This is a genomic window from Thermostichus sp. MS-CIW-30, from assembly GCF_054058015.1.
Window position 1 is genome coordinate 19,165 of sequence record NZ_JBSRZW010000026.1, and the last position, 22,708, is coordinate 41,872.

Genomic DNA, 22,708 nt, shown 5'->3' on the forward strand with positions numbered 1-22,708 from the left:
CCCGCGCTATGCGCAGAGTGCGGGCTTTATCCCAATCCCTAGCGGCCCCAGAGGACAGCTAAGTTTCGGAATTTCAGGCGAGTTTACAGTCGCCCCAAGGAGAGAGATTACTTGAGCAGCGTTATGGTCAGCATCCCCTTCCCACCCGCAGTGTCCACACTTGAACGACTTACCATTGCGGTAGGACTTACCCCGCTCAGGGTGGATGTGCAGGCATTTGTGGCAGGTCTGACTGGTGTAGGCAGGCGGCACCAGCACCACAGGCACTCCAGCAATGGCAGCCTTGTAGGCTACAAACATCCTGAGCTGGTAGAACGCCCAGTTGTTAGTCCTGCGCCGCTCAGCCTTACTTCGAGACTTCTGATTCAGGCAATCTCTGATGCCTGTCAAGTCTTCAAAAGCCAGTGCCGCACCAATAGCCTGGGCATCCCTGACCAAGGTTTTGCTGATGTTATGGTTCAGCCATGTCTGGTAGCGCCGTTCTCTCCCAGAGAGCCTTCTCAGCAGCCTCCTAGAGCTGCGAGTGCGTTTGGATTGAACCTTGGCGCGTACACGGCTGAACCGGTCACGGACGGCCTGGATGTGCTCTCCACTCCAAGAGCGTCCGTTGCTAGCGGTGGCGATATCCCGCCTGCCCAAGTCAACTCCGATTACCTTTGGAGTTTTGCCAGTCGGGGGAGTATCCAGCTCAACAGCGATGTTGATGTAGTAGTCCCCTTGCTTGGTTTTGGACAGGGTTGCGCTTGTCGGCTTCTGGCCTCGCAGGAGCGCTATCTGGTAGCCGCCAATCTTGAGCTTGAGCCAAACCCGTCCGCTCATCAGGGTCACGCCCACGGCCTGGTCAGACTCTCGGTACTTAAAAGTACGCGCGTCCAAAGTCAGACTGGTGGGGCGGAACTTGTGGACTTGCTTCACCGCCTTGGCATTGCTAATCACCCGACGGAGCGCCTGACAGACGTGGTTGGCTTTCAGCCCCGTTGCTGCCCTTACCGGCCGATAGACCAAGTGGTGCAGCTTGGCGGTGTTCCAGCAGTTCTTTTGTTTGGCGGTGTCGAGAATCTGGTTGCAAGCATTCGCAAAGCCCTGCAAAGTGCGGTCAATTTCTTGACGCAACTCTTGTGGGACTATCAGCTTGCAACGTACAGAGATAGTCTGGCTCATGGGCTTATTGTAGTTCATCCAGGCTTTTGACCAGCAAACCTATATGGAGGAGGGCTTTCCTCCCGACACCAAGCCTGCGGCTATGGTGCGGGCCTCCAGCCCGAAAATTTGGTGATCCGCATGGTTAAGAGGGAGTGAGGGGTGGCAAAAAGATTCAGCACTACCTAAATTCAGTACGGCATTGCCCTCCCCTTGGATGCTGTTTTCAAAAGTTTTGGGTATTGGGTAACCTCACCCCACAGCCTGCCCCGGCGCCGATGATAGAGTACAGAGGAGTCTTCTGCGCGAGCCCTTTATGCCTCAGTCCAAACCCCAAGAATCCCCAGCCCGCAAGCTCCTCAACATTTTGCTGCTGGTGGTGGGCACGGTAACTTTCTTGGGCTTCTCCTTTGGCCCGCTATTCCAGGCCCTCGGGCCTTCCGAATCTCCAGAGGCCAGCCGGGTAACCGAGCAACTGCGGGCCCAGGCAGACGGCTATCGCGTCGTGCTGGAGCGGGAGCCGGATAACCCCATTGCCCTGCGGGGGTTGATCGACACCCAACTGCAATTGAACGAGCCGCAAGGGGCAATCGAGCCGCTGAAGAAGCTGGTGGAACTGGAGCCCGAAAATCGGCAACTGAGAGCCTTTTTGGCCGAAATCCAGCAGGATACGGGGGATTTTGAAGGGGCATTAGAACAGCTCCAGATCCTTTACGAGGGGGATCCCAAAGATGGCCAGGTGCTGCAGCAGTTGGTGGATGTGCAGCTAACCCTGGGCCGCACCTCTGAGGCCATTGCCCTGCTGGAGAAGCATCTTGAAGAAGTGCCGGAAGATAATGATGTACGTTTGCGCTTGGCCTTTGTCTACGCCCGCAACAACCAGACTGAGAAAGCTGTAGTCCTCTACGACAAGTTGATTGCGGCGGATCCCAGTGATTTCACCCCCGTGTTGGGCAAAGCCATAGCCCTCAGCTCCGCCACCGATGAAAACCTACGGGCAAAAGCGCCTGAGCTGTTTGAGCAAGCAGCCCGGTTGGCCCCACCCCAAGTCCGGGAGCAAATCCAGCAGCAAGCAGAGATTTATGCTCAGGTGAACCGGCCCCAGACGGTCGAGAACCAAAACAGCAACCCCTCCCCCTGAGCAGGTTTTCAACCGTTAGGCTAATCCAGGTGTTGAGAAGCTGATCCCTGACGGTTCTCAGTTGACCCGATAGGGAGAGCTACGGAAAAGACTCAAGCGCCTTTTCTACAGAGGGGTAGATTTCGTAAATGGTATCCAAGCCGGTGATGGAGAAGAGCAGCTTGACTTGCTCCTGCAGGCCGCAGAACTTGAGTTGATAGCCTAAAGTGCGGCAATGGCGATGCGCCCAAACCAGAACCGACAACCCCACGCTGTCGATCAGGCTAACCTGACTAAGATCCAACAAGAAATGCCCCGGTTTCTCGGTGAGAATTTGGCTTAGCTCTTTCCGTACCTCGCGGGCAATCGCGGCGTTGAGCCTTTCACTGTGCAATTTCACAACCGTAACAGGGGATCCCTTGTGGCTGAGCCGGATGAAGACATCCATGAAAAGCCCGTCAGGTTTGAGGGGGGATGGGCACAGGCACGATGCAACCAGACTGATTTTGAATTGCTAAATCACCATGAGTATGAGTTTGTCCTCCCTGGGCTTCTCTTGCAAGCATTCTTGGACACTTTTCCCTTACAGGTTAGAACTGGCATGAACGGGATCCCTGCCTGGGCTGGAGATGCTGCCGCCCTGAGCCTATTGGTTATGCAAGTGCCGATGCTGGCGGTGCTGCTGGCGCGGCTGCTGCCCTCTTTGCGGCGCCCTTCCCCTCTGCCTCCCGGTCAGCCTGGGATCCCTTTGCAGCCGGGCTTGGTCAGCGTGTTGCTGCCTACTCTCAACGAAGCGGAACGCATCGATCCCTGCCTGGAAGGATTGCACCAACAGAGCTCCGTCCTGCGGGAGGTGCTGGTGGTGGACAGCCGCTCTCAAGATGGCACCCCCGAAAAAGTGCTGCAGATGGCCAAGCGGGATCCCCGCTTTCGCCTGCTGACCGACGATCCCCTCCCCGGCGGATGGGTGGGCCGCCCCTGGGCTTTGCACTACGGATTTCTCCAGTCGGATCCGGCCTCTGAGTGGATCCTGGGCATCGACGCCGATACCCGCCCCCAGCCAGGCTTGGTGGAGCGCCTGCTGGAAACTGCCCAGGCCCAAGGTCTGGATCTGATCACCCTGGCACCGCAGTTTATCCTGCAGCACTGGGGGGAAAGCTGGCTGCAGCCGGCTCTTTTGGTGACCCTGATCTACCGCTACGGGGCAGCCGGAGACAGGGCTACCCTGCCAGAACGGACGATGGCCAATGGGCAATGTATGCTAGTGCGCCGGTCGGTGCTGGAAGCGATGAATGGCTACACAGTGGCGCGGGCCTCCTTCTGTGACGATGTCACCTTGGTGCGGCAGATTGCGGCAGCCGGCTTTAAAGTAGCTTTTTACGACGGTCGGCACCTGCTCAAGGTGCGCATGTACACTTCTTTTGGCGAAACTTGGCGAGAGTGGGGCCGATCCCTCGATTTGAAAGATGCCACCCCTGTGGCCCAGTTGTGGGGGGATATAGCTCTCCTCGTCCTCACCCAAGGGATCCCTGGGCCGGTGGTTGTAGGGCTGTTGGGCAAAGCCGGGATGGGGTTTCCCTTTTCCCTGACGGAGCAGGTGCTGCTGGGGCTTAACCTAGGCTTACTGATTCTGCGCTTAGGTGTACTGCTGGGCATTCGCGGCTCCTATCAGGATCCCCCTTGGACGTTCTGGATGTCGCCTCTGGCGGATCCCTTGGCCGTTCTGCGGATAATCCTATCTGCCCTCAGCCGGCCCCGCTCTTGGCGCGGGCGCACCTACTAGGAGAGCCCTCAATCGGCTATTGCCTCGGGATCCACGCCCAACTCCCGCAATTTCGCGGCTAGGCGCTGCTGTTCCAGACGGGCCTGTTCGAGGGCTGCTTCTGCCGCCTCAGCCCGCTGCCGCTCCTGTTCGGCCCGCTGCCGCTCCTGCTCTACCTGTTCGATTCCCCATAGGAGCAAATTCCCATCGGCAGTCCACCACCGCAACCAGTTGGCTTTGGTCTCGGCTTTTTGTCCCCGCCACACCCCCAAAAACAAGCCAATCTCCGGGATCCAGTAGCGACGGTTTTCATCCGCCGATACAGGGGTATAGCGGCCATTCTCCAGGCGGTAGACATCCAGCTCACCGGTTTTGGGATGAAAGATTACATAGACAGGCACCTGCAAAATGCGCTCGTAGAAATACCATTTTCCATAGGGATAGTGGGGATTGATGGAGTACTCGCCGCCCTCGGTTTCGGAGATGAATTCCATCACAATCGCCGGGGGATTCCCTTCTAGGTGTGGGGTATAGCTGCGGCGGATCTCTCCTTCGGGAATCGGCTGTACTGCGGGCACATAAACCCAGTCGGGGGCTTTCACCACCACCTTGTCCCCGACAGTGCTGCAAAGGCCAAAGTTGGAGGCGATCAAAGCCTGGGCAGGGATCATCTGAGCGAGTTCCAATGCCTCACGCAGAGCAGCAGCCAAAAGGGGCTGTAAGGTGCTTTCCACAGGCTCATCCGGCAAGGGAAAGTCTTCCGGCAGTTTTTCCCATCGAATGGGAGGTAGGGGCGGGGTGAGCCGAACAGGAGAGAGGGTCATGGCTTAGGATACTCATGGTGATAAGGTACATGAATGCCTTTTGAATAACTCAAAGCACTTGCTGATATCAACCCCAGGCAATTCCACAAGGCTGTTGCAGGCTAGGACGGATTCAGTCATCTCGACTGCCAATCCATACGGTTGAGATATGCTTGGGGGCAATGAGCAAGTTTTTCGGCGTCTTCCTTGGATTCAGCAAGAGAGCGTATGCCAGAGCCTGAACCCACTTCTGCCCACATCCTGGTGATCGAAGATGAAGCTAAGCTGGCTCGTTTTGTGGAAACGGAGCTGACCTGTGAGGGATATCGAGTCAGCGTAGCCAGCGATGGCATGGCCGGGTTGAGGGCAGCCTGCGACCAAAACCCCGACTTGGTGCTGTTGGACTGGATGTTGCCCGGCATCTCAGGTTTGGAAATTTGTCGGCGACTGCGCTCAACGGGCAACCGCGTGCCGGTGGTGTTGATGACCGCCAGAGATGAGGTGGCGGATCGGGCAGCAAGCTTGGACGCTGGGGCGGATGATTACGTGGTCAAGCCTTTCAGCATTCAGGAGCTGCTGTCTCGGATACGGATCTATTTGCGGCAGCCAAGGCGATCCCGCGACGGCCAGTTGGTGTTCATGGATCTGACCCTGGATCCCGTAACGCGGGAGGTAACCCGGGGAGAGCGACAGGTGGAGCTGACGGCCAAAGAATACGACCTGTTGCGCTACTTGATGGAACACCCCCGTCAGGTGCTCACCCGCCAACAGATCCTAGAGCATGTGTGGGGCTGCGACTTCACGGGCGACTCCAATATCATCGAGGTCTATATTCGCTACTTGCGCCTCAAGATCGAAGGCCCAGGGGAGAAGCGCCTTATCCAGACGGTGCGCGGGGTAGGCTACGTGTTGCGCGATTGACATGCCCCCCGCCCCAAAGAGCAAGGATTCTGGTTCCTGGTTCTGCGACAGCACTTAGCTGTATCAGGTTTCCCCTCCACGACGGCGGTGCCTATCTCCCCAGTCGTTCCCCCAAGCGCTCCGCGCCGCTAGCGTGAAAGACTTGGCCAAGTGGTGATTTCTCACCAAGTTCTGCACCTGCAAGTCCTCATAAACCACAATGTCGTGAGACATTCCCACACACTGGGCTAGCTCAATAACCCGGTCTCTACGCTGGCGCCAGACTTTGATTTGGTTGAAGTGTACCTCGCCAAGCCGCTTCCTCTACTTGTGGTAGTTGCTGTATTGAGGTTTTACCCCCTTCCTATTCACGCCAGCGGGCCGTGGGCCTAACTTTCTGCTCAGTCTTCTTTGCTGTTGCTTCAATCTCCTTTCGGCACGACGCAAAAACTGGAGACACGGCACAGCTTGCCCACTGCTGTCGCCCACATCCAGCCCCACCACCTGGCCGGTGTACTCTGTCATCCAAGGCTTGGTACTGCGCTGGAGTGGCGTTGAGGAGTTTGGCTTCTCTGACCAGCGTGGGTGTATCTTATCGCAGGTCTAACAGGGCAAAAGCCGTCCTGGAAGGGCGGGGCTTCAGGCCTAGCTTCTTGGTAAAGTTTGGAACTGCCCGCATTCGGGATTGCCTTAAACTTCTCTTAAATCCTGTTTCACAGGTAACTGCTAGCATGAGGCCAACTTCACTCCCACCCCCGGAAAGGAAGGCCTTTATGAACTGGCTGATGCTGCTTGGTCTGCTTTGTCTTCCTGCCTCTCTGTTTTCGTTTGTTGAGTATTTGCGCTCCCAAAGGTTGGTTCAACAGCTCTCTGCAACTCGGTTGCTCAAGATAGCCGAGCTTCGCCATCTCGGTCAGACCAACCCCCAGGCAAAAGGAGCAAACTTGGCTCAAGTTTACGGCAGGGTTGTGTGCGATCGGCCTTTGGTATCGGAACTTTCGCGACAGCCTTGCGTCTACTACAAGTCTGAGATCTCTTGGGAGTATGACGAGATCGAATGCTATCGAAGGTATTTGAATAGCCAAGGCGATGTAGCGTATAGCGAACGGATCAGCGAAGGCGAATATCAGAACGCTCTACGCTTGGGATCCCGAGCAAAATCCTATCCGGGGGAGATGGTCGGGAAAAAGCCCGGCTTGGGCTACTCTGACTCCGGTTCTTTTCAGAAAAGGGTTGATCCCGACTACTCTAATTCTTTTCCACAAAAGCCCAACCCTGGCTACCCCGGTTCCGGTTCTTTCCAGAAAAAGCCTGGTTACCCCGACTACCCCCAGCAGCTTGGCTCTCCAGGCTATCCTCAAAAATCGCCGTTTTCCGAAGTAAGCTCTCCCCAAAAACACTACGCCAACGTGTATTACGATCCGAGCACAGGTCGGGAATATCTCCTTGAAAGAGAGACGAGAACGAGAGACGAAACCCTTCACTCGGTGGTTCGCCAGATCCCTTTTTTCATCGAAGACGAAACTGGAAGGGTGAGGGTGGATCCCACAGGTGCGGAGATAGAGGCTATGTCGGTTGTGGATGAGCATATTTTTCCAGGAAAAGGGCCCAGCCGGTTCAACTTCAATCTCAAGCGCTACCTTTCCGGAGTGAGAACAGAAAATCGCTCCACCCGAGCTTTTATCTATAAGGAATGGGTGATTCCGGTGGATGCGATGGCGTTTACCATGGGGCAGGTGCGTTTTGAGGCAGGGGATCCCGTGATCCGAAAACCCCTTTCTGGGGAAAGGTTTATGATTGCCCCCAAATCCCCTGAAGCCCTCTTGGAAGAGCAGCGCTCCAATGCCAGCAGCTACCTGGTGGGATCCGTCGTCCTGCTGGGTATCGGCATTTTCACCGTGCTCCACCTGCTGCAATCCCTGCAGCCTTATCGCTAGTTCCTGCCCAGGCAGAGGGAAGCCTACTGCCACTCACAACGACAAACCCAGCTTGAGCCCAAGCAGGGCATGGGCAAACAGTACACATAGAATGAGGCTGCCCACATAGGCATGGGTGGTGCGCAAAGCAGCGCGGTTGCCCCCAAAGCCGCTGAGGGACAAAGCTCCATTCACCGCCAACAACAGCAACACCAGGGATCCCGTCCAAAAATGGGGGCTGCTCAACAGGGGCTTCCCTTGCATCACCAGAGAAAGAAGGCCGCCAGTGTAGCCCAAGGCAATGAAGGTGGCCATCCAGGGGGCCAATTTGCGGTGGTCAAGCAGAGGCTTCTGGGCCGCTTCCGGCAGGGATCCCTCTGGCGCTGTGGAGGCGGCTGCCAGACGCAAGGCCCGTCCTCGCCACCCAGTCAGGCCGACAAAGCTGCCCATCACCACCACCACGATCCCCATCATCAAGGGGTGACCCCATTGCACAATGGGTTGGGGCAAGTTAAGGCCGGCAAAAAACTGGGCTACGGGCTGCAAGGTAGCGGCTAACCCATCCGAAGCTGCCGACAGATCCGGCAAGGCCAAGCTCAACAGGTTCATGGCGCTCCCTCTACCTCCGCAATAAATCTACAGCTGCTTAACAAATCTACAACACCCCAATTCTAGAATGGGAGGACATCAGTGATCTCCCTCAATTCGTTGAAGGGAGGACGTCAGGTAAACTACCCGACCCTGACTGCTTCGCAGTACAGGGCGGGCTTTCGGTAGCCCTGCAGTTGGCAAGCCAACCACGAACCTCTAGGCTGGTTTACGGCAGCCCCCAAGAGCGCAATTACGTTTGCACCATTCAAGTCCGCATCCCCTTCCCATCCACAGTGCCCGCACTTAAACTTCTTTCCACTGCGATAGGATTGCGCAGGGTCGGGATGGATGTGCAAACACCGGTGGCAGGTCTGCGACGTGTAGGCAGGCGGAACAAGAATCAAAGCAACCCCTGCACGCAGAGCCTTGTACTCCAAAAATTGACGGAGTTGATAAAACGCCCAACTATTTGCCCGCCTACGCTCTGTCTTGCTGCGTGGCTGTTGATTGACCCTTTCCCGGATCCCTGTCAGGTCTTCCAGAGCAATAGCGCTGTTTGTGGTCTTTGCCCTAGAGACAATAGCTTTGGAGATGCGATGATTGACCCACACTTGAAAGCGTCTCTCCTTGCCAGACAGCCGTTGCAACAGTTCTCTGCATCTGCGCCGCGAACTGCGGGTGCCCTTACTGGCTTTGCGTTGGAGTACCGCCCTCAACCGGGAGTAGCGGTCTCGGACTCGGTTCAACTGTTGTCCATTCCAGTTGTCTCCTTCCGATGTATGGGCAATATCTGTCCTTCCCAAGTCCACCCCGATCACCTTGTCGGTATCTTGTTGCTTGGGTGGCTTTTTCTCTACGCAAATCTGGATGTAGTAGGAGCCATCTTTGCGCTTGACCAGGGTGGCAGATTTGGGGTTGGAACCAGCCAGCATCCCACGCTGGTAGTTGCCAATGACCAGTTCAAAGCGTTCTCTCCCTTCAACCGTGGTCAGCGACACCGTCCAGTCTTTTTGACGGAACGAAAAGATGCGAGCGTCGTAGGTAACAAAGCCGCTCTTAAACTCCTTGACGGGACGCTTTTTCTGCTTAGCCACTTTGCGGGAACCCGCTACCCGTCTGCACACCTGTTGAGCCAAGTTACTGGACAAGCCAAACCGGGCTCGAATCTCGTAGTAGCAAAGGGATTGGAGTTTGACCGCGTTGACTACTTTTTCTGGTGTGTTTTGGTTGACCCAGTTCAACGCCTGCACAAAGGCATCCATTGTCGCATCCAACTTTGCGGCTTGCGACTGGGACACCTTGAGCTTGCAGGAGACGGTCAGGACTTGGGTCATGGTTCTATCATAACTTCCGCATTCCTCCCGACACTGACCCTACGGGTACAGTGCGGGGCTCCTGCGATTTCTAGCTGACCCATGCCAGCGGGAAGCTTCTGGTGGGCACCTGGCAGCGGTAGAATGTCTGACGGTAAAGCTGTGGCTGTGAGCGGCTCTCTCGCCACTGAGTGCTGAGCAAAACGGAGTTGTTGAGATGGCCAAGTTGTTGTTGGGGGATCAAGCCTTTGAGGTTGAGCTGCTGACGGATGTGCCCACCAATTGGCCGGGAATTAAAGTTATGTCTAAGGGGGCCAAGCTGGACATTCCAGCGGGAACTGTGGTGAAGGTGGAGGCCGAGGATGACCACATAGCCGGCTCCTATAAGGTGGTCTATCGTTTGGCGCCTGCCTATCCCCGCAGCTGGCGGCTACTCCTGGAGCGGGAGAGCGTCGCCACGGCGCCTCAGGTGGCATCGGCCCCAGAACCAGAGGTCGCTCAGGCCAGCAGCTCAGAAGGAGGGCTGCCCAATAGCGATAAAATCTTCGCCATCAAGGTATCCGGCCTCGTGGGAGGAGGTGTGCGCAGAAGTGTTGTCGAGTACAAAGTGCCCTTCAGCCGCCTTTCCCAAGAAGTGAAACGGATCACCCAAATGGGAGGCAAGATCGTCAGCATTGCCGAGTCCAATCTGCTAAGCACCCTTGAGTAGCGGGCGGCTTCCTGGGAGGTTCTGGGTTCTTTCAGGCCACCCGTCCAGGCCGTTCTGGTTCAAACAATTTCAACGAGGGATCCCTGTAGAAAGCATGCGGCGATTTCTCCCCTATCCCCAACCTGAGGATGGGGTGGTAGGCTGGCGTTGGTTTTGCCGTTGCCTGGAAGGCTGCCTTTTCCTGCTGTCCTGGGGGTGGGCTTTGGGTAGGAAAAGGCGTTCCGGCAAGGGCTGAGCTTTTGCAATTGGGAGTGGGGAGTGAGGCCATGACATCTCGACGACAGCCGACGCGCTTGGGAGGGTCGATGCCCCAAGGCCATGCAGGCTTTGGGTCAGCAAGGGGATCCCAGCCGTACCCCTCGCCCACTCCACGACAAAGCTTTTCCTCTTCCTCTCGACGTCCGCTGGCCAAGTCTCGACCGAGGTTACTCCCCTTCTTAAGCTTGCTGGTGATCCTGCTGGGATTTGGGGCTGGGGCCCTGGTGGCCTGGGCAACTGCTCATCCCGACTGGGTCAGCCGCCTGCCGGGGCTCTCGCCACCTCTAGCGGAGATCCCTGCCCCCCGCGCCCACGCTAAAGCGGCTCAACAGCGCTTGCCCATCTCCTTAGAGACCCAACTGGAGCGGGATCCCTTTGCTTTGGATCCCTTGGCCAGCCTTTCTTATGTGCCCGCCATCATGTATCACGATGTGGTGGCTGGCCGCAAGCAGGTCTGGTTCGACACTACGGCGGCGGAGCTGCGGCAACACTTTGAGGCCATCAAGCAGGCGGGGTTGACCCCCATCCACATCGACCAACTGTACAAACACCTGCGGGACGGGGATCCCTTGCCGGAGAAAGCCATTTTGCTCACTTTTGACGACGCTTACCTGGGCCTGTACGAAAACGCCTACCCCCTTCTCAAGGAGTACAACTACCCTGCCGCCTATTTTGTGCAAACCGGGTTTGTCGGCGTGCCCACCAGCAAGGATCACTTCACCTGGGATCAAATGCGGGAGATGGATGCCAGCGGGCTGATCGACTTTGCCGCCCACACCGTCACCCATCCCCCTGACCTGCGGGTGCTAGACGATGCCCGTCTGCGGCGGGAAGTGTTCGACTGCAAGGCCAAGTTGGAGCAGGAGCTGGGCCACCCCATCCACTACTTTGCCTATCCCGAAGGCAACCGGGACGAGCGGGTGAAGCAATACCTGGCTGATGCCGGTTACCGGATGTCTTTTACGATGGATCCTGGCTTTACAGGACAATCGCCCAACTTGCTGGAGGTGCGACGCTTTAACCAGTTTCGCCTCACCGAGGCCATTCTTGGCGCCCGCACCTTTAGCCTCAGCCGCAGCCTCGACTACTGGCTGGATGTGACGCAGCCTCTGGCTCTGACCGACGAGATCATTGACGGGGTGCGGGTGCTCACCATCCGCGGCGGACGGGCAGCCACAGTGCACGCAGAACGGCGCTACGAAGTCAGGACGTTGGTCCAGCGCTACCAGGCCGATGCTGGCATTAACGGCAGCTTCTTCTCCATCCCCTGGATCAACTCCGCCAGCAATGTCATGGTGGGGCCGGTGATGGCTGCCAACCACAAGACCTTCATCCCCGGTCGCCCCGAAGATGACAAGGTGGTGCGCGGTCGCCCCTTGGTGCTGCTGGGCAGGGATCGCATCCGCTTTGTGCCCTTCGACCCCGATACGATGACCCGCTTGGAGAACATTCGCCAGTTGATGCCGGATGTCACGGATCTGTTTGTGGCCGGTCTATGGCTGGTTAAGGATGGCCATGCCCTCTCTCCGGCGGAGATCAACTCGTTCCGCCTTGCCAGCGCTGCTGAGTTTCGCCCCAGAGCTTTCTTTGGGGTAGATGACCAGGAGCGGGTGGTGATCGGAGTTACCAAAACCCACGTCAACGCCGCCATCCTGGCCAGTCTGCTGCCCAAAACCGGGATCCGGGAAGCCGTGCTGCTGGACTCTGGCTTTAGCACCTCCCTGGTCTACCAAGGGGAGATCCTCGCCACCGGCCATGCCGGTCCCAACCAGCCCAGCCGTCCTGTGCCCCATGCCATCTTGCTCTACGACCTGACTCGCCTTTGGCGGGAGGATCCCCTTCCCGAGGCCAAGGCTGGCTCTGAGGGAGATCGGCTGGAGGGGCTGGTGCAACTTTTGCCCGGCAGCGAGCAAGAGGCGGCCAAAGCCCAACTCAAGAGCATTCTGGCCGGCCAACGCACGTTGAGGCAGGGGGATCGGGGGGCAGCGGTGGTAGCTGTGCAACTGGGGTTGAGCCGTTTGGCCGCTCAGCAGGGACGGCTGGATCTACTCCCTTCAGGCCCTGATGGGGTGTATGGTCAAGAGCTGGCCCAGGCAATCGCGGAATTGGTGCTGGCTGCACCTGAGCGCAGTGAGATGGGATCCCCCCTTCCAGCCACCCCTACCCCCCTGGTGGCCGGAACGGCGACAGCCCGCCAAGGGGTGGACATCATCGATGCTCAACTGCTGCGGCGTCTGCTGGAGCGCGTTAACTTGGCCTCTCCCTCGGTACTGGTGGATACGCGCTTAGAACGGCCTGCCCTGTCCCTGGAGCGCAAGCCAACCCGGAAACTGCTGCCCAGGGTTGCCTTCGGGCAGGACTAAGTCTTGTCTTCGCCTTCCAACCTAGGCCTTGGAGGGAAGCCTAGAAGACCCCCCTCCAACAGAGGCTATCTCTGAGAAAGACGGGCCTGCCGGCAACGAATACACCCATAACCTGGAAGGGTTTCTCCCGCAGCACCACTAGATCGGCTCTTAGGCCTGGGCGAAGGGCTCCCCGATCCTGCAGACCAACCGCCTGGGCAGGGTTGTGAGTGACCAAAGCTATGGCTTGGGGCAGATCCAGCAGCTGCTTCTCCGCCAAGGCAAAGGCAGCCCTCAAGGCTGAAGCGGGGGAGTAGTCAGTGGCCAAGGCGCCTAGGGCTCCTACTTGTAGAGCCTCCGAAGCGGAGAGATTGCCGACATGGGAGGATCCCCTCAGGGCATTGGGAGCCCCCATGACCACCAGCAGGCCCAGTTTCCGCGCTTCCAAAGCTGCTGCTAGGGTAACCGGAAACTCGCTAATTTTCAGGCCCATCTTGGCCATTAACTGAACCTTGGCGGGGCAGTCGTCGTCGTGGGAAGCCAAAGGTACCCCCAAAGCTTGCGCTTGCTGAGCCAATTGGGCAAAGCTCTGCAAGGTCTCCTCCCCCGCCTTGGCCGCCAAACTAGCGGCAACCTCCTCGGAAGGCCGGGCCAGCTGGCGAGCCATGTAGCGGATGTAGTCCTCCGGCGTCCGGAATTGGCCTTGGCCGGGGGTGTGGTCCATGAAGGAAAGGAGATCCACCCAGCCTTGGCTGAGAGCTTGGCGAACAGCTGCTGCTCCCAAGGGGCGCGAGAGTTCATAGCGAGCGTGGATCCTCAAGTCCAGAGCCAGCTGGGAACGCAGCGCCACCAACTGCTCTGCCATAGCCAAGGCCGTTTCTGGGCTGCGCCAGCCAGGCAGGCCTTCCCAAAAGGACAGAGTTACAAAGGCAGTGGTAATCCCCGCCGCCAAAGCTCGGTTTTCCCAAATCCCCAAGGCCATGTCCACCGCCAGCTGTACCCCTGGGCGCGGCTCCAGCTCGGGCTCCAGGCTATCGGTATGGAGGTCGACTACGCCGGGCACCAGGGTAAGTCCTCGCAAAGGGATCCCTTCCCCCACTTGCCCCTGCCGAATCTCGGCAATCCGCTCCCCCTCCAGCCGCAGGGATCCCACCGGGAGGACACCATCGGGGAGAACTAGCTTAGGCCCTGCTAGCCACATTTGCCCTCACCTCTAGGGAATAGGTTTTGTCAACCAAACCCGACACATCGTCTAAGGAGTGAAAAACGCCAATGATAGCTGTTCCCTGCTGCTTCAAGGCTCGTAGGCGTTCTCGCAAGGCCAACTTGGCTGCAGTATCCAAGCTGGCGGTGGGCTCGTCCAGAAGCAGCAGCGGATAGGGGTGGATGAGAGAGCGAGCCAAGTTGACTTTCTGTTTCTCGCCCCCCGAGAAGCTGGTTGGAAAAGTCTCCAGCAACTCTGGCTTCAGACCCAGCTCCAGGAGCAGCTCTGCTGCTCGATGTCGCGCTTGGTTTTCCGCTACTCCCTGCCACAGCAAGGGCTCCGCAACCAGCTCCAAGGCCGTGGTGCGGGGCCTGGGATCCAGAAACTGGCTGACGTAGCCGATGCGCTCGCGGCGGATTGCTAACACCTCGCGATCCCCTAAGCGGGCCAGATCCACCGTTCCCAGAGGGGTCTGCAGGAGGGCTTGTCCTGCCGTAGGCCAATAGCTGCGGTAGAGGGTTCGCAGTAGAGAAGACTTGCCAGAGCCGTTGGGGCCCTCCAGCAGCAAAAACTCTCCGGCTTGCAGGGAAAAGCTCACCTGCTGGAAGGCCAGAACCTCTCGCCCCAGTCGGTGAAGAAAGAACCGCTTTTCTAAGTTAACGACCTGCAACACCTTGCCCTTCCTAAAGTCTTGCGGCAACCAGATCCTGGGTAAAGGGGTGGCGAGGATCCTCCAGCACTTGGTCGGCCAATCCCTCCTCCACTACCTCCCCCTGGTACAACACCACAATTCGATCCGCCACAGCCCTCACGACCGAGAGATCGTGGCTTACTAGGATGAGGCTCATCCCCAACTGCCGCTTGAGGCGGCGCAGAGTATCCAGAAAGGTGGCCTGCACCAGCAAATCCAAACCGGTGGTGGGCTCGTCCAAAAGAACAGCCAGAGGCTTTTGGACTAAAGCTTTGGCAATCTGTACCCGCTGGCGCTCTCCTCCCGAAAGAGAAGCTGGGGGATCCCCGGCTCGCTCTAAAGGAAAATCGGCTCGCTCCAAAGCCTCCTGCGCCTCCGCTTCCAGCACTCCAAACCGCCGTTCTCCTCTAAGGACAAGGGGCTCCGCAACATTAGTCAGGGCCGCAAAGCCCATGCGCAGGGCCTGGGCGGCATCCTGATAGACCATGGCCAGGTAGTGCCGCGCCGCAGGCTGCTCGTAGCGAGAGAGCAACAGCAGGTTACGTCCCTCCCAACCCGGCACGTTTAGCCGATACTCCCCCTGGGCTGTCTCCTGAAGGTAAAGGATCTTCAGAAGAGTAGTCTTGCCACTGCCGGAAGCTCCCACCACCCCCAGCACCTCTTGGGGATAGAGCTTGAGGCTGACGTTCTTAAGCGCCCAGCGATCCCCGTAGGCTTTGCAAACCTTGACCAGCTCCAGAAGGGGGGTCTCCTCAGCCATGCTCTTTCTCCACAAATAGAGGACCGCTCGTTTTCCCGGCCAGCAGCTTTTCCATATAGCCCTGGTCGGAGATTTCATAGGCCAAGCTGCCATCTTCTTGGGGAATGGCGTTGAGGAAGACGTGGCGGCAACCGCTGCGACGGCAGGATCCCAAAATGGGCTCCGGCTGGAAGGGCCGATCCACAAAGGCCAAGGGCTCCACCCGGGTGTAGGGAGGGACGGCATAGAGCCGCTTCTCCCGCCCGGCCCCAAAGAGGGTGATATGGGCTGCCAGATGCAGCTTGGGCAGATCCCAGCGGGGCAGAGGGCTGGGATCCATCCCATAGCGCCCATGGACCAGAACTGGGTAGGCCGCTCCCTTGCGGCTCTGGCCGTGGCGTAGGTGCTCCTCAAAAAGATCCACCCACAGCAGGCTATAGTCGCCCAGAGCATGTAGCTCCCGCGCCCTGGCGTCAGAGGGCTCCACATAGCGCAGAGGCTCAGGGATGGGAACTTGCAGGATTAGGATTTGACCTTCTTGGAGCCGCTCCTCGGGGATGCGGTGGCGGCTTTGGATGAGGGTGGCCTCCAGCGTGTCGGTGGTTGTTCGAGCGCCGCTGACCTGGGCAATGAAGCGGCGCAAGTTGGCGGCATTGACAGAGTCATCGGCCCCCTGGTCAATGACCTTCACCACGTCCTGCGGCCCCACCAGGCTGAGCGTAAGCTGCAATCCCCCTGTGCCCCAGCCGCGAGCCAGCGGCATTTCCCGGCTAGCAAAGGGAACTTGATGGCCCGGTATGGCCAGGGCCTTGAGAACCTTGCGCCGAATTTCTCGCTTGGCCTCCGGATCCAGGTAGGCATAGCTATGCTTGGGTTTCAAGGGAGGCCTCCTTTTGGAAGTGGCTCATCCAGTTGCTGAGAAAGGTTACGTAGTGGGGTAGCTTGTAGTGGAGGGCAAAGCCGGAGGCCTCCACGGGATCCGTATGCACCAGGACAAACTCCTCGCTGCGAGCCGGATGGCTGGGGCGATCCATTTCCAAATCCAGCATGGCGCCAGCGATGGCCCGCCCCTCGTTCCAACCCAGGCTAGCGGCAAAGCCCAAGCGGTATCCTTTTTCTCCGTGTCCCACCACCTCAGTAAAGACCAGGCGGATCCGCCCCAGGCGAAAGCTTCCCCCCCGCACAGGATGAAAGGCGCGTACCTCGAGATAGCCCACGCCCAACTCGGCAACCGTTGGGTGGGTGTGGACGTTGTAGGCGCGCATGGCGCTGTAGGCCAGAGCCAGAAGTCCCCCCGTATCTCCCCTGGCCAAAGCTTGCAGGCGGTGGGCCCGCGGCGCTGGAAACAGCAGTGGCTGCCGCGTCAAGTCGGGAATCTCTTCCCCTGGAGCAGGGCTACTGGCTTGCTGCTCTGCCGTGGGATCTTCTTCCAGCAGACCTTGCTCCCTCAGCCAGCTGCGCACAGAAGGATAGTGCTGGGCAGCAGCCACGGCCGCCGGCTCTAGCGGGGGGCTTTCAGAAAAGCCCAAAAGACGCAGGCTGTAGTCTAGGGTGGGCCCCAAGACCTGGCCGCCGGGAATGCTCTTGAAAGCCGAGGAAAGCCGACGCACCAGCAGGAGATCTTCCTTTTTCTGCAGCTGGGCTTTCCCTAGGCGGGGGAGAGTAGTCCGGTGTGCTCTCAGAAGCAGCAGGGCCTCGTAGAGGTCCCCCCCTGTCTGCACAAGGGCAGTGGCCGCCAGCTCCGGAGCCCACAGCCCCGCCTCTGCCATCACATGATCCAGGAGATAGGGCAGCCCAGCCAGCTGCTTTGTCCGGCCTCGCCTGCTTTTGGCTTCTGCCGCTGACAACAGCTCGCGAAAAAGGGCCTCGGCATTGAGAATGGCCTCTTGGCTGCCCCGCGCTACGACATAGCCCATCCACCCACCTCCACGCTTCGGGGTAAGCCTACCACTTGGGGGCCGTCAGTTAACAGGATGTCCACTCCCAGCGGGTAGGCCAGGATCTGGGAGCGCAGCTGCCAAAACAGAGAGGGCAAGCCTACAGCCAACTGGATCTCCCCAGCTATGCCGGGCCCTCTGAGCAACACAGGGGATCCCCGGCCCAAGGGGGCCCCCAGGATAAGGGTCGCTCCCGCTTCAGGCTCAAGGTGGGTGCCTCTTTTGAGAGCCAAAAGGCTGTCTGGGCCAGCGGGCAAACTCTCCAGCTGCTCGGCAAAGACAAAGTCAGCAGCCTCCAAAGCCACAGGCCGGGGATCCTGCCCACGCAAATCCGACAGCAGCCAGCTTGGCGCCCAAACCCCTACATTGCCATCCACCAGCGTCAGCCCAATGAGGCGAAAGGCTTGGCGAAGGGAGCGAGCGGGAAAGCTCTCCAGACGGCCAGGGTAGCTCAACGCCCTAACCAACGCCCGGAAGACCTGCTGGCTTTGCTTTTCTGCCAGTCCCGGTGTGGGGCCGTAGGCTTTGGACATCCCCAGGCTCACAGAGTCTCCACCTCCAGGCGAGTTGCAGCTACCTTGCGCCAGAGGCGCTCGTCTTCTTCTTGAAGATCCTTCTGGGCCGCTAGCGCCAAAGCCTGGATCTTCTCCACAGCAATTCCCGCCTGCAGAGCGGCGTCTAGGTAGGCCAGGGCGCGCGCCAGACGCGGCTTTTCCCCCAGCACCATCCCGTATCCTTCTACTCCCTTTTTTGGAAAGCGCAGCCAGACCTCGTAGACCAGCACTTCTCCCACGTAGAAGGGCGTCCCCGTGCGGGAGTCCTCAAAGGGGAGCGCCAGCAGCCCTGCCCCTTCCCTGAGCTTTTGGCTGGATCCCAGAGCAGGCCTGACCTCCCGCGCCAAAGCCAGCACCTCCTTCTCGGGGGCCTCCTGCAACAGCTCTAGCATCTCAAGGGGCTGCATCCCAGCCTCCTAAATCAAGGTCTGGCGGATCCGCGCCGAAACTTTGTCAATTGTAAATACAGCCAGCAGAATCAGCAGAACAACCGTGGCCGCATCTTGAAAGCGAAAGGCTCGTATGGTCTGCATCAAATCAAACCCAATGCCCCCTGCCCCCACCAAGCCCAAGACCGTTGCCGAGCGCACGTTAGCCTCAAAAAGGTAGAGAGTACTGGAGTAAAAGGCAGGAGCCACTTGTGGCCAGAAGCCATAGGCGATAACCAGGAGAGGGTGGGAACCTGTAGCCTCTACCGCCTCCACCTGCTTCATATCTACTGTCTCGATGGCCTCTGAGAGGAGCTTGCCTGCCACACCCGCCGTGTGCAGGGTCAAAGCTAGGATCCCTGGCAAGGGTCCTAGGCCAATCGCGGCCACAAAAACCAATGCCAAGACCAGTTCGTTAAGCCCCCTGAGGACATCCATGAGCCCGCGCACAAGCAGGTAAACCGCAGGGGAACGCATGACATTTCTGGATCCCAGGAAGGCCAAGGGAACCGTGAGAAAAGTGGCCAGGAAGGTGCCCCAGAGGGCCATCATCAGGGTTTGCAACAGGGAGTAAAGGAAGTTGGGCAAGAAGTAAAAGCTGGGAGGAAAGAAGCGAGCCAAGAAGGCCGCACTCCTCCCCAAGCCAGCTAACAACTTTCCTGGCGAGATCTCGGCAGGCTCCGCCGTCAGCAAGAGAGCGAGAAAAACCCCCCCATACAGCACAACCGTGCTCAGCTCCCTGCGCTTAAGCTCTGCTGGCAGGGGGGGAAGTCTCCTAGAGTTGGCACTCAGGTTTCTTAAGAGCATCGTTGACCTTGCGGAAGGGATCGTAATCTGCGTCGCTAGCCGGCTCAAAGCCCTTCAGCCCACGAGCCTCCAGCCATTTCTGACCCTCCGGCGTGTTTTCGTACTCCAGATAGACTGTGCGCAAGGCCTCCTTGAGATCCTCTGGCAGATCTTTACGGTAGGCCCAGGGAGAGGAAGGAATGGGATCCGATCTCCAGATGACCTCAAAGTCCTCTATGCCTTTGATCTGCCCCTTCTTGGTGGCGAGGCTGATCCCGGTATCCCAGGTTACACCAACGGGAATGGTTCCCTGAGCTATCCCCAAGATGACCGACTCGTGGTTGCCAGCAAAAACCACCCGCTTGAAATACTCCTTGGGCTTGATTTTGGCCTCAAGACAGAAGTGGGCCATGGGCACCTTGAAGCCAGAGGTGCTCTCTGGGTCGACGAAAGCAAAATCTTTGCCCTTGGCGTCTTCTAGAGTTTTGATGCCACTGCCTTTCTTGGAAAGTATCAAGGAGTGATAAACGGTACCCGAGCGCAGCGAGTCCTCTTTCACGAACGCTTCAATGGGAGCGTTGGCCTTTTCAATGGCATCTACGTAGGAGCCAGGGCCGTAGAAAGCTACGTGAGTTTGGCCTTGTGCCTGGGAGACCATCACCGCCGTGTAGTCACTGCCCACAAACAGGCGGACGGGGATCCCCAGTTTTTGTTTGAGATAATCCAAAAAGGGAGCATAGCGAGCTTCGTAATCGGCAGCACTCTCCACCGGTACTTCAGCAATCACCAGCTCCTTGGGCCAGTTTTGCTTCTGAGCCAGCCCTGGAACCCAGCTGGAAATTCCCATGAGGAAGGCAGCAAGGAACAGAATTTTTCTTCTCCGCATAAGGTTTTCTCCTTTGCAGTTAACTTGCGGTTGAAGGTGGATCTTGTTAGACCATCAAGGTTGAGGAAAACCCTTCGCTTGCCTCGTGGGTTTCCTTCTCCCCAAAGTAGAGCTCCTTTTCCTTTTCAGAGGTAAAATCGGAAAGCGGCCCATTGAAGAAAACCTGGCCCTCCTTGAAAGCAACGACTCGATCGGCGTAATGGCGCACCATTTCTAGGTGGTGCAGGGTAACCAGCAACGGAATCCCCTGGCGGCGCACCGCTCCCAGCAGCAGCTCCATAATTACCTTTGCATTTTTAGGATCCAAAGCCGAAATGGGCTCGTCGGCCAGAATCAGGGCTGGCTCCTGGATCAAGGCGCGAGCAATACCCACTCGCTGCTGCTGCCCCCCTGAGAGAGCGTCGGCCCTTTGCCAGGCATGCTCTAGCAACCCTACCTCTTCCAGCAGCTTTTCCGCCTTGGCCAAATCCTGAACAGAAAAGTGCTTGAAAAGACCCCGAATGGGACTCATGTGAGGCAGACGCCCAACAAGAACGTTTTCCAGAACCGTCAGGCGCCCGATGAGTTGAAAGGTCTGGTAGACCATGGCCGTGCGCCTGCGCAGCTGTTGCAGCGCATCCCTTTGGCCTTCATGGAGAGGAAGAGAATCAACCCAAACTTTTCCGCCGCTGAGCTTGACCATCCCTTTCAAAAGCCTAAGAAAGGTCGACTTTCCTGCTCCCGAAGGTCCGATCAAGGCCACAACCTGCGCTCCATCGCCAAATAGGTCAAGGTAAACCTCCCTTAGGGCAACCTTGTTTTTGAAGGCAACCCAAAGGTTCTCGACTTGGATGCGCATAAGCTACCTCACGGCGGGAAAACCGGTAACAAACTTAGCAGATTGGCCTGATACTGAAGTTAAAACCAAGTTAAGCTTTGCTGGCCTGGGCAGCAGGACTTCTCAATGGCTTCTCGAAACTGGCTTTGGCCTGGAGGGCGCTCTTGGAGGTACCCCTGGGAGAGCTTGCTCTGCTATCCTGCTAATAATCTCGATTGATTTTCTGCCAAACCCTTATGGCTGCTGCTGTGATCTCGGGCCTCTCTTGGCAGTCCCCCAGAGCCCTTTCACCGGAGGAGATGGCTTGGTTAGGCAGCCTCACCTACAATGAGCAGGGCCTGATCCCGGCCATCGTGCAGGACTACCTGGACGGAACAGTGCTGATGATGGCCTGGATGAACCGGGAATCGCTGCAAAAAACCCTGGAAACAGGCCGCACCTGGTTTTGGAGCCGCTCGCGGCAGGCGTTGTGGCCCAAGGGGGAAACTTCTGGCCATGTGCAGTGGGTCAAACAAATCCGCTACGACTGCGACGGCGACGCCCTGGTCATCCTGGTGGAGCAGGTGGGGGATGCAGCGTGCCACACAGGAGCGCGGAGCTGTTTCTTTCGCCCTTTGCAAGGGGATCCCCTTCCAGCAGCCGATACCTTGTCGCAGGTGTTTGCCGTGGTCAAGGCCCGCCAGGCGGATCCCCGTCCCGATTCCTACACCAGCAGCTTGCTAGCCAAGGGGGAAAATGCCATTTTGAAGAAACTTGGCGAGGAGACGGCTGAGGTGGTGATGGCGGCTAAGGATCAAGACCGCGTGGCTTTGGCCCGTGAGATGGCCGACCTCTGGTACCACTGCCTCGTGGCCCTTGCTCACTATCAGGTAGATGTTAGGGATGTCTATCGCCAGCTCCAAGCCCGCCGTTCCGCCAAGTGAAAGGGCCGTGTCCTCCGAAGGCGGCGCTCCCGCAGATCCCTCTCCGTCCTCTTGGGATCCCTCCCTGGACAAAGCCCACCTGGATTTACAAGCCGCGCGCTGTGGCCAAGTGGATCTGGAAACCGATCGGGAGACCTTGGCCCGTTACCTGAGAGGCCATGCCCAGTGGATCCAGCGGTGCTTCAGGCCATTGCAGGTGGAAGCTTTGTCTGCCGAGACTTACAGGTTGCAGTTTTTCCGCATGGGCGGGCTGGGGTTTGAGCTGGAGCCCAGTTTTGGGGTCAAGATCTGGCCAGATAAAGATTACCGGTTTTGTCTGACCTCGATTGAGTTGCCCGGCGATGAAGGAATGCCTTACCGGGTCAGCTGCCAAGCCGATTTCCAGCTGGAGGAGCTACAGGGATCCCTGAAAGACCTGCCCACAACTCGTGTTCACTGGTCTCTTCATCTGGAGATTGGGCTGGCTTTGCCTAAGTTTTTGCAGGTTCTGCCCCGCAAGTTGGTTTATCGGGTGGCCCGTCAAGTGGTGCAGCAGGTAACCCGCGGCCTCAGCGATCGCTTTACCGACAATGTCTGCCGGGATTTCTACCGCTCCATTGGCCGTCCAGATTGCCCCTATCGCCTAGTTGTTGTGGAAGAGAAAGCATGATACCCTGCAAGCGGGATCAGTTGCCGGTCGGCTTTTGAGCCTTGCTCCGGCAACCGGTGATGGAGTTCACCGCAACCGCCTCGCACCGATTCAGAATTCTTCTGGGATTGTTCTGACATCCAAGGCTGAGGCTGATGACTCCTACACTTCTGGGGGTATCCAGGGGGTAGGAGTTTTTGGCTTTGCGTCCGCACTCCCCAGAGGCTCTCCCCCCTGAGTTGCCCTTCAACACGGCAAGGA

24 protein-coding genes and 1 riboswitch are annotated in these 22,708 nt (G+C 58.2%); of the genes, 8 read left to right on the forward strand and 16 right to left on the reverse strand.

Going from position 1 to position 22,708, the window contains the following annotated elements; translation table 11 throughout:
* Positions 1 to 6: 6 nt before the first annotated feature.
* Complete coding sequence (locus tag ACVWXW_RS11170) at positions 7 to 1,161, reverse strand: RNA-guided endonuclease InsQ/TnpB family protein (protein WP_457403862.1); 1,155 nt, start codon at positions 1,159 to 1,161, stop codon at positions 7 to 9.
* Between the two features lie 295 nt (positions 1,162 to 1,456).
* On the opposite strand from ACVWXW_RS11170, the gene ACVWXW_RS11175 reads away from it, so the two are divergent.
* A complete protein-coding gene (locus tag ACVWXW_RS11175) occupies positions 1,457 to 2,281 on the forward strand; it encodes a tetratricopeptide repeat protein (protein ID WP_457403864.1) in 825 nt (274 codons plus the stop codon).
* A 79-nt stretch (positions 2,282 to 2,360) separates the two neighbouring features.
* Here ACVWXW_RS11175 and ACVWXW_RS11180 read toward each other — a convergent pair whose 3' ends face one another.
* A complete protein-coding gene (locus tag ACVWXW_RS11180; RefSeq protein ID WP_457403865.1) occupies positions 2,361 to 2,708 on the reverse strand; it encodes an STAS domain-containing protein in 348 nt (115 codons plus the stop codon).
* 153 nt (positions 2,709 to 2,861) lie between these two features.
* On the opposite strand from ACVWXW_RS11180, the gene ACVWXW_RS11185 reads away from it, so the two are divergent.
* Complete coding sequence (locus ACVWXW_RS11185) at positions 2,862 to 4,043, forward strand: glycosyltransferase family 2 protein (RefSeq protein ID WP_457403866.1); 1,182 nt, start codon at positions 2,862 to 2,864, stop codon at positions 4,041 to 4,043.
* 8 nt (positions 4,044 to 4,051) lie between these two features.
* Here ACVWXW_RS11185 and ACVWXW_RS11190 read toward each other — a convergent pair whose 3' ends face one another.
* Positions 4,052 to 4,846 carry a Uma2 family endonuclease gene (locus tag ACVWXW_RS11190; protein ID WP_457388095.1) on the reverse strand — a complete coding sequence of 265 codons (795 nt, stop codon included), beginning with the start codon at positions 4,844 to 4,846 and terminating at the stop codon, positions 4,052 to 4,054.
* A 207-nt stretch (positions 4,847 to 5,053) separates the two neighbouring features.
* Here ACVWXW_RS11190 and ACVWXW_RS11195 point away from each other — a divergent pair, with 207 nt between their 5' ends.
* Positions 5,054 to 5,746: a response regulator transcription factor gene (locus ACVWXW_RS11195; RefSeq protein WP_457403868.1), complete on the forward strand. Its 693-nt coding sequence runs from the start codon at positions 5,054 to 5,056 to the stop codon at positions 5,744 to 5,746.
* Between the two features lie 63 nt (positions 5,747 to 5,809).
* Here the strand turns inward: ACVWXW_RS11195 and ACVWXW_RS11200 are convergent, their stop codons facing one another.
* On the reverse strand, positions 5,810 to 5,959 hold the full coding sequence (locus tag ACVWXW_RS11200) for a hypothetical protein (RefSeq protein WP_187147255.1): 150 nt from the start codon (positions 5,957 to 5,959) through the stop codon (positions 5,810 to 5,812).
* A 941-nt stretch (positions 5,960 to 6,900) separates the two neighbouring features.
* Here ACVWXW_RS11200 and ACVWXW_RS11205 point away from each other — a divergent pair.
* Positions 6,901 to 7,662, forward strand: a complete 762-nt coding sequence (locus tag ACVWXW_RS11205; RefSeq protein ID WP_414342134.1) for an E3 ubiquitin ligase family protein — start codon at positions 6,901 to 6,903, stop codon at positions 7,660 to 7,662.
* Positions 7,663 to 7,695: 33 nt separating this feature from the next.
* Here the strand turns inward: ACVWXW_RS11205 and ACVWXW_RS11210 are convergent, their stop codons facing one another.
* Positions 7,696 to 8,250: a DUF4079 domain-containing protein gene (locus ACVWXW_RS11210; protein ID WP_011431843.1), complete on the reverse strand. Its 555-nt coding sequence runs from the start codon at positions 8,248 to 8,250 to the stop codon at positions 7,696 to 7,698.
* A 122-nt stretch (positions 8,251 to 8,372) separates the two neighbouring features.
* Positions 8,373 to 9,566: an RNA-guided endonuclease InsQ/TnpB family protein gene (locus ACVWXW_RS11215; RefSeq protein WP_457403869.1), complete on the reverse strand. Its 1,194-nt coding sequence runs from the start codon at positions 9,564 to 9,566 to the stop codon at positions 8,373 to 8,375.
* Between the two features lie 196 nt (positions 9,567 to 9,762).
* Here ACVWXW_RS11215 and ACVWXW_RS11220 point away from each other — a divergent pair, with 196 nt between their 5' ends.
* A complete protein-coding gene (locus ACVWXW_RS11220) occupies positions 9,763 to 10,254 on the forward strand; it encodes a phycobilisome linker polypeptide (RefSeq protein WP_071818135.1) in 492 nt (163 codons plus the stop codon).
* A gap of 266 nt (positions 10,255 to 10,520) precedes the next feature.
* Positions 10,521 to 12,875, forward strand: a complete 2,355-nt coding sequence (locus ACVWXW_RS11225) for a polysaccharide deacetylase family protein (protein WP_457403870.1) — start codon at positions 10,521 to 10,523, stop codon at positions 12,873 to 12,875.
* Positions 12,876 to 12,915: 40 nt separating this feature from the next.
* Here ACVWXW_RS11225 and ACVWXW_RS11230 read toward each other — a convergent pair whose 3' ends face one another.
* From ACVWXW_RS11230 to ACVWXW_RS11275, 10 genes are read right to left on the reverse strand one after another with little or no spacing between them, the layout of a single operon-like run.
* Positions 12,916 to 14,055 (reverse strand): alpha-D-ribose 1-methylphosphonate 5-triphosphate diphosphatase, encoded by a 1,140-nt coding sequence (locus ACVWXW_RS11230; protein WP_414342139.1) that lies wholly within the window; start codon positions 14,053 to 14,055, stop codon positions 12,916 to 12,918.
* The gene (locus ACVWXW_RS11235; protein WP_011431839.1) at positions 14,036 to 14,731 is read right to left on the reverse strand and encodes an ATP-binding cassette domain-containing protein; all 696 of its coding nucleotides are present in this window, start codon (positions 14,729 to 14,731) and stop codon (positions 14,036 to 14,038) included. The genes ACVWXW_RS11230 and ACVWXW_RS11235 overlap by 20 nt, the downstream gene beginning before the upstream one ends.
* A 10-nt stretch (positions 14,732 to 14,741) precedes the next feature.
* A complete protein-coding gene (locus ACVWXW_RS11240; RefSeq protein ID WP_011431838.1) occupies positions 14,742 to 15,509 on the reverse strand; it encodes an ATP-binding cassette domain-containing protein in 768 nt (255 codons plus the stop codon).
* Positions 15,502 to 16,368, reverse strand: coding sequence for an alpha-D-ribose 1-methylphosphonate 5-phosphate C-P-lyase PhnJ (locus ACVWXW_RS11245; RefSeq protein WP_414401843.1), 867 nt, complete (start codon positions 16,366 to 16,368; stop codon positions 15,502 to 15,504). The genes ACVWXW_RS11240 and ACVWXW_RS11245 overlap by 8 nt, the downstream gene beginning before the upstream one ends.
* Positions 16,352 to 17,404, reverse strand: coding sequence for a carbon-phosphorus lyase complex subunit PhnI (locus ACVWXW_RS11250; protein ID WP_011431836.1), 1,053 nt, complete (start codon positions 17,402 to 17,404; stop codon positions 16,352 to 16,354). The genes ACVWXW_RS11245 and ACVWXW_RS11250 overlap by 17 nt, the downstream gene beginning before the upstream one ends.
* Entirely contained in the window at positions 17,389 to 17,958 is a 570-nt protein-coding gene (gene phnH, locus ACVWXW_RS11255; RefSeq protein WP_011431835.1) for a phosphonate C-P lyase system protein PhnH, read from the reverse strand. The genes ACVWXW_RS11250 and phnH overlap by 16 nt, the downstream gene beginning before the upstream one ends.
* Before the next feature lie 8 nt (positions 17,959 to 17,966).
* Positions 17,967 to 18,386: a phosphonate C-P lyase system protein PhnG gene (gene phnG / locus ACVWXW_RS11260; protein WP_011431834.1), complete on the reverse strand. Its 420-nt coding sequence runs from the start codon at positions 18,384 to 18,386 to the stop codon at positions 17,967 to 17,969.
* A 9-nt stretch (positions 18,387 to 18,395) separates the two neighbouring features.
* Positions 18,396 to 19,214 (reverse strand): phosphonate ABC transporter, permease protein PhnE, encoded by an 819-nt coding sequence (gene phnE / locus ACVWXW_RS11265; protein WP_457403872.1) that lies wholly within the window; start codon positions 19,212 to 19,214, stop codon positions 18,396 to 18,398.
* A complete protein-coding gene (gene phnD / locus ACVWXW_RS11270) occupies positions 19,183 to 20,079 on the reverse strand; it encodes a phosphonate ABC transporter substrate-binding protein (RefSeq protein ID WP_457403874.1) in 897 nt (298 codons plus the stop codon). Before phnD ends, phnE begins: the two co-directional genes overlap by 32 nt.
* A 46-nt stretch (positions 20,080 to 20,125) precedes the next feature.
* Entirely contained in the window at positions 20,126 to 20,917 is a 792-nt protein-coding gene (locus ACVWXW_RS11275; protein ID WP_457403876.1) for a phosphonate ABC transporter ATP-binding protein, read from the reverse strand.
* 278 nt (positions 20,918 to 21,195) lie between these two features.
* Between ACVWXW_RS11275 and hisIE the strand changes: the two genes are divergently transcribed.
* Both hisIE and ACVWXW_RS11285 read left to right on the forward strand, forming a co-directional pair.
* Positions 21,196 to 21,819, forward strand: coding sequence for a bifunctional phosphoribosyl-AMP cyclohydrolase/phosphoribosyl-ATP diphosphatase HisIE (gene hisIE / locus ACVWXW_RS11280; protein ID WP_414342151.1), 624 nt, complete (start codon positions 21,196 to 21,198; stop codon positions 21,817 to 21,819).
* 7 nt (positions 21,820 to 21,826) lie between these two features.
* Complete coding sequence (locus ACVWXW_RS11285) at positions 21,827 to 22,468, forward strand: DUF1997 domain-containing protein (RefSeq protein WP_457403877.1); 642 nt, start codon at positions 21,827 to 21,829, stop codon at positions 22,466 to 22,468.
* Positions 22,469 to 22,514: 46 nt separating this feature from the next.
* Positions 22,515 to 22,619: riboswitch (Fluoride riboswitch) on the forward strand.
* Positions 22,620 to 22,708 lie beyond the last annotated feature (89 nt).

Excerpts from the sequence above, each read along its gene's own strand:
- ACVWXW_RS11170 (WP_457403862.1), bottom strand. The coding sequence starts at position 1,161 with ATGAGCCAGACTATCTCTGTACGTTGCAAGCTGATAGTCCCACAAGAG.
- ACVWXW_RS11175 (WP_457403864.1), top strand. The coding sequence starts at position 1,457 with ATGCCTCAGTCCAAACCCCAAGAATCCCCAGCCCGCAAGCTCCTCAAC.
- ACVWXW_RS11180 (WP_457403865.1), bottom strand. The coding sequence starts at position 2,708 with ATGGATGTCTTCATCCGGCTCAGCCACAAGGGATCCCCTGTTACGGTT.
- ACVWXW_RS11185 (WP_457403866.1), top strand. The coding sequence starts at position 2,862 with ATGAACGGGATCCCTGCCTGGGCTGGAGATGCTGCCGCCCTGAGCCTA.
- ACVWXW_RS11190 (WP_457388095.1), bottom strand. The coding sequence starts at position 4,846 with ATGACCCTCTCTCCTGTTCGGCTCACCCCGCCCCTACCTCCCATTCGA.
- ACVWXW_RS11195 (WP_457403868.1), top strand. The coding sequence starts at position 5,054 with ATGCCAGAGCCTGAACCCACTTCTGCCCACATCCTGGTGATCGAAGAT.
- ACVWXW_RS11200 (WP_187147255.1), bottom strand. The coding sequence starts at position 5,959 with ATGTCTCACGACATTGTGGTTTATGAGGACTTGCAGGTGCAGAACTTG.
- ACVWXW_RS11205 (WP_414342134.1), top strand. The coding sequence starts at position 6,901 with ATGGTCGGGAAAAAGCCCGGCTTGGGCTACTCTGACTCCGGTTCTTTT.
- ACVWXW_RS11210 (WP_011431843.1), bottom strand. The coding sequence starts at position 8,250 with ATGAACCTGTTGAGCTTGGCCTTGCCGGATCTGTCGGCAGCTTCGGAT.
- ACVWXW_RS11215 (WP_457403869.1), bottom strand. The coding sequence starts at position 9,566 with ATGACCCAAGTCCTGACCGTCTCCTGCAAGCTCAAGGTGTCCCAGTCG.
- ACVWXW_RS11220 (WP_071818135.1), top strand. The coding sequence starts at position 9,763 with ATGGCCAAGTTGTTGTTGGGGGATCAAGCCTTTGAGGTTGAGCTGCTG.
- ACVWXW_RS11225 (WP_457403870.1), top strand. The coding sequence starts at position 10,521 with ATGACATCTCGACGACAGCCGACGCGCTTGGGAGGGTCGATGCCCCAA.
- ACVWXW_RS11230 (WP_414342139.1), bottom strand. The coding sequence starts at position 14,055 with ATGTGGCTAGCAGGGCCTAAGCTAGTTCTCCCCGATGGTGTCCTCCCG.
- ACVWXW_RS11240 (WP_011431838.1), bottom strand. The coding sequence starts at position 15,509 with ATGGCTGAGGAGACCCCCCTTCTGGAGCTGGTCAAGGTTTGCAAAGCC.
- ACVWXW_RS11250 (WP_011431836.1), bottom strand. The coding sequence starts at position 17,404 with ATGGGCTATGTCGTAGCGCGGGGCAGCCAAGAGGCCATTCTCAATGCC.
- phnH (WP_011431835.1), bottom strand. The coding sequence starts at position 17,958 with ATGTCCAAAGCCTACGGCCCCACACCGGGACTGGCAGAAAAGCAAAGC.
- phnG (WP_011431834.1), bottom strand. The coding sequence starts at position 18,386 with ATGCAGCCCCTTGAGATGCTAGAGCTGTTGCAGGAGGCCCCCGAGAAG.
- phnE (WP_457403872.1), bottom strand. The coding sequence starts at position 19,214 with ATGCTCTTAAGAAACCTGAGTGCCAACTCTAGGAGACTTCCCCCCCTG.
- phnD (WP_457403874.1), bottom strand. The coding sequence starts at position 20,079 with ATGCGGAGAAGAAAAATTCTGTTCCTTGCTGCCTTCCTCATGGGAATT.
- ACVWXW_RS11275 (WP_457403876.1), bottom strand. The coding sequence starts at position 20,917 with ATGCGCATCCAAGTCGAGAACCTTTGGGTTGCCTTCAAAAACAAGGTT.
- hisIE (WP_414342151.1), top strand. The coding sequence starts at position 21,196 with ATGGCTTGGTTAGGCAGCCTCACCTACAATGAGCAGGGCCTGATCCCG.